Annotated in this window: 4 protein-coding genes; 3 read left to right on the forward strand and 1 reads right to left on the reverse strand. The window is 48.5% G+C overall.

Going from position 1 to position 3749, the window contains the following annotated elements; all coding sequences use genetic code 11:
- Both E0486_RS18235 and E0486_RS18240 read left to right on the forward strand, forming a co-directional pair.
- Positions 1-1690 (forward strand): RHS repeat-associated core domain-containing protein (locus E0486_RS18235; RefSeq protein WP_317129429.1); only part of this gene is annotated, 1690 nt, incomplete at its 5' end.
- A gap of 3 nt (positions 1691-1693) precedes the next feature.
- The gene (locus E0486_RS18240) at positions 1694-2191 is read left to right on the forward strand and encodes a HEAT repeat domain-containing protein (RefSeq protein WP_131854452.1); all 498 of its coding nucleotides are present in this window, start codon (positions 1694-1696) and stop codon (positions 2189-2191) included.
- Here E0486_RS18240 and E0486_RS18245 read toward each other — a convergent pair.
- Positions 2188-2778, reverse strand: a complete 591-nt coding sequence (locus E0486_RS18245) for a DUF4291 domain-containing protein (RefSeq protein ID WP_131854454.1) — start codon at positions 2776-2778, stop codon at positions 2188-2190. The genes E0486_RS18240 and E0486_RS18245 overlap by 4 nt on opposite strands.
- Positions 2779-3048: 270 nt before the next feature.
- Here E0486_RS18245 and E0486_RS18250 point away from each other — a divergent pair.
- Positions 3049-3749 (forward strand): hypothetical protein (locus tag E0486_RS18250; protein ID WP_131854456.1); only part of this gene is annotated, 701 nt, incomplete at its 3' end.

The raw sequence follows: 3749 nt of genomic DNA on the forward strand, positions 1-3749 counted from the left end.
TTATTATCCCTTTGGCATGCAGATGCCGGGCCGGAAATACCCGCTCCCGGGGCCGCTTCCGCTGGCTGGCGCCGGCTCACCTTCCTCGCCCATCGAGCTGTACCGCCACGGCTTCAAAACCCAGGTTTCAGGCAGCTCCACAACTTACTCGGCTGCCCCCAACACGCTGAGCGCCTACCTGGACTCCTCGAAGTGGACGCTGTCCACCCCCGGCTATTCCGGTGTGTTCGTGAGCTATCCCTCGCCGGTCACCTCGGGCCCCTCCATGGACTCGGCCCTGGGCTTTGCCGTCACCCCCACGGGCGGCGCCTCCATGACGCTCACCTTCCAGGTAAAGCCGGGCTATAGGGCCACCATCACCTCCTTTAGCTTCTACAACCGGAGTACGGCGGTGGACCCGCTGACCGACTCCACCACCGGCTACCGCTACTGGTATATGACCATCAATGGGGTCAACGTAGGCGGCGATACCCTCAACCGCTACTCGGTGCCGCTGCTCTCCACCGGCACCCGCATGCTGGAAAATGCCCTCAGTGCACTGACGGGTACGGTGACGGTCACCCTGCACTACTACCGCTCCGGCAACCAGACCGGCACCCTGCGCATCGACAACTTTGTGCTCAATGGCTTTGTCCAGCAGATCCCTACCGGAAGCATGCCGCTGACCAGCACAGAAGGGAAACGCTACCGCTATGGGTTCAATGGCAAAGAGTACGATCCTGAGGTCTATGGCGAAGGAAATGAACAGGACTATGGAATGCGGATCTATGATCCCAGAATCGGGAAATTTCTGAGCGTAGATCCGCTGGCAAATGCATTTCCTTGGTATTCGTCTTATCAGTTTGCAGGGAATAAGCCGGTTTGGGTAATTGACCTTGATGGTGCAGAAGAAAGAATACCACAAATTCCATATGGTTCTACTCAGCTATATCTTGTTTCCGAAACAACTTGTCAGGGGTGTGCGCAAAGGTCAATAGAGCACCGCTTCCCTCCGCCGAAACCTAAGAAACCTGCTCAGAAACCGACTCCAGTACTGTCAAAGGCAGATATGTCCCCATTGGCTGAAAGGGGGCGTGAAGCCTCTCGAACCAAGGCCCAGCAAGAAAAAGTAGCGCAAAATGCAGTTATGGACCCGCTTGCTATTAATATGGCCTTGCCGGTACTTCAAACTGCTAAAGATCTTGTACAATCACCAATAAAGCATGGATATGGTATTTATGAAGGAATCAAAGACGGTGATAAATCGCAGGTGTTTTGGAATTCGGTTGGGTTAGTAGCTGACGCCGCTCCTCTTTGGCTAAGAGGTGGGGCCGGCACCACGGAAACTTTTTATAGAAGCATGAGCGTTGAGGACTTCTCAGTTTTTCAAAGTACTGGCAAAATCCCTGCTACTGGTGAAACATTTATTTCTCCCACCCGTGCGTTTTCAGAAGGATATAGCGGTGTGCTAGTCCGGCTCGATGTGAAAGCAGGAACATTAAATGAACTATTGAGCATAGGTGTTCGTGATCCAGCTCATCCAATGACACAAGCGTTAGGCTTGCCAGCTATTTCAAAAGGATGGACAGGCTCTAATGCTTTTTTCAAGCAAGAAGCTGGGCAGATAAATATTGGACTCGGAAATGGCCAAGCTCTTCAAACGTTTAATAAAAATATTGCAAGTTTTCAGGAAATTGGGCGAAAACCATAATTTATGAACCAACGAGAAAAAGATTTGATTTTGAGCTTGGCTCAAAAAAAAATATCTATCGACGATTTTGCACGGGAATATGGTGTAAACTTCCTTGACAACAAGAGGCAAATCTTGATGATGCTTAACGACGCTTTCAACTCGAAAGACTCGGAAGAAGTTGAATATTCGATGCTTCTAGGGTTCCATTTAAATGCCTTTTCTCCTGAGTACGCACCGTTGCTTTGTAAGTTACTGCTGGCAGACTGGCATTATAAGCATGAGGACATTGTATTTATACTACAAAAGCTCAAGAACCCTAATACTGTCGATTGCCTGTATGATGTGATTTTCGCTAAATTCAGTTATTTAGAATATGATGACTCTTACTCTTTAGCTAGGAAAGCTATTCATGCTTTAGCTGACATTGACACAAATGAAGCAAGAGCGATGTTGCAAAGGTTGTCAAATTCCGATATTCCAATTATCAGGGAAAAGGCAAAAAAACAACTGAAGTATTAAAAGTCCAATGGATTATAAGGTAGTTCTATAGGTAGACCTTCCTCGGCTTCATTTAGTTTTCCCCTATCAATTAAAGACTTAATGCGCTTGGCGCTCTCTGTGATATCGGTAATTTTTAATATCCATTCTGTTGTATAAAGATGAACAGCTCTGGGCTTTAATCCTATTTGAATTGTTCGATAATTAAGTTTGTTTAAATGAATATCCCTTTCTGGGTCCCATTGGATTATTACATCTGCTAGAGAAGTCGACTTTTTCCAAGCATTGTAATCTGCGAATGCAACGTTGTCAAAACTCGAAGGGCAACCATTGATAATGGCCCATTTGAATCCTTCATGCTTAATATCTATAGCTAATATTCGTTCTTGATTTTGCTTGCTTCCCCAGCCAGACCGATACATCATCCAGCAAAAGGAGGGTTTAATCCAAGTTGTCCTATTTTTCTTAAAATCTGAGTTGCAAAAACTTTGATTAGTTACAGCATTTTGAGCAATAGACTCATTAAATGCCTGATAAACTCTTATAAAGTCACTTGTAAAGAATGCCCTAATTTCTCTTTCAGCTGGGATGAGATCCAAATGCTTCAAATAATTAAATTGAAATGATGTAAATGTGTATTGCTCCTTTGAAATATCTTCAGAAGTGCAAGACAATTGCAATGGTTGAACACATCTGCATTAATATTTCATGTTAAAGGCTGCACGCAGACTATTGAATTCCAAGAATATTGCTATACAAAGAAAATGCTTTCACAAAATAGTTGTTAGGACTTTATGGTCAATTTTCGTGTTTTACCGGGAAAGCCCAAATCAGTCCCAGTGGGCACGGAATAGTCGTGGAGTTATTATCCCTTTGGCATGCAGATGCCGGGGCGGAAATACCCGCTTCCCGGGCCGCTTCCGCTCACTGGTGCCGGCTCCCCTTCCTCGCCCATCGAGTTGTACCGCCACGGCTTCAAAACCCAGGTTTCGGGCAGCTCCCAGACCTACTCAGCTGCCCCCAACACGCTGAGCGCCTACCTGGACTCTTCGAAGTGGACGCTGTCCACCCCGGGCTATTCCGGTGTGTTTGTGAGCTATCCCTCGCCGGTCACCTCGGGCCCCTCTATGGACTCGGCCCTGGGCTTTGCCGTCACCCCCACGGGCGGGGCCTCCATGACGCTCAGCCTCCAGGTAAAGCCGGGCTACAGGGCCACCATCACCTCCTTTAGCTTCTACAACCGGAGTACGGCCGTGGACCCGCTGACCGACTCCACCACGGGCTACCGCTACTGGTACCTAACCATCAACGGGGTGAACGTGGGTGGCGATACCCTGAACCGCTACTCGGTGCCGCTGCTCTCCACCGGCACCCGCGTGCTGGACGATGCCCTCAGTGCGCTGACGGGCACGGTAACCGTCACCTTGCACTACTACCGCTCCGGCAACCCCAGCGGCACCCTGCGCATCGACAACTTTGTCCTCAATGGCTTTGTCCAGCAGATCCCCACCGGAAGCATGCCGATTACCAGCACAGAAGGAAAAGGATATAGATATGGGTTCAATGGCAAGGAGTACGA

Origin of the sequence: Flaviaesturariibacter aridisoli (genome assembly GCF_004343705.1) — a bacterium.
GTDB classification, from domain to species: Bacteria; Bacteroidota; Bacteroidia; order Chitinophagales; family Chitinophagaceae; genus Flavisolibacter; species Flavisolibacter aridisoli.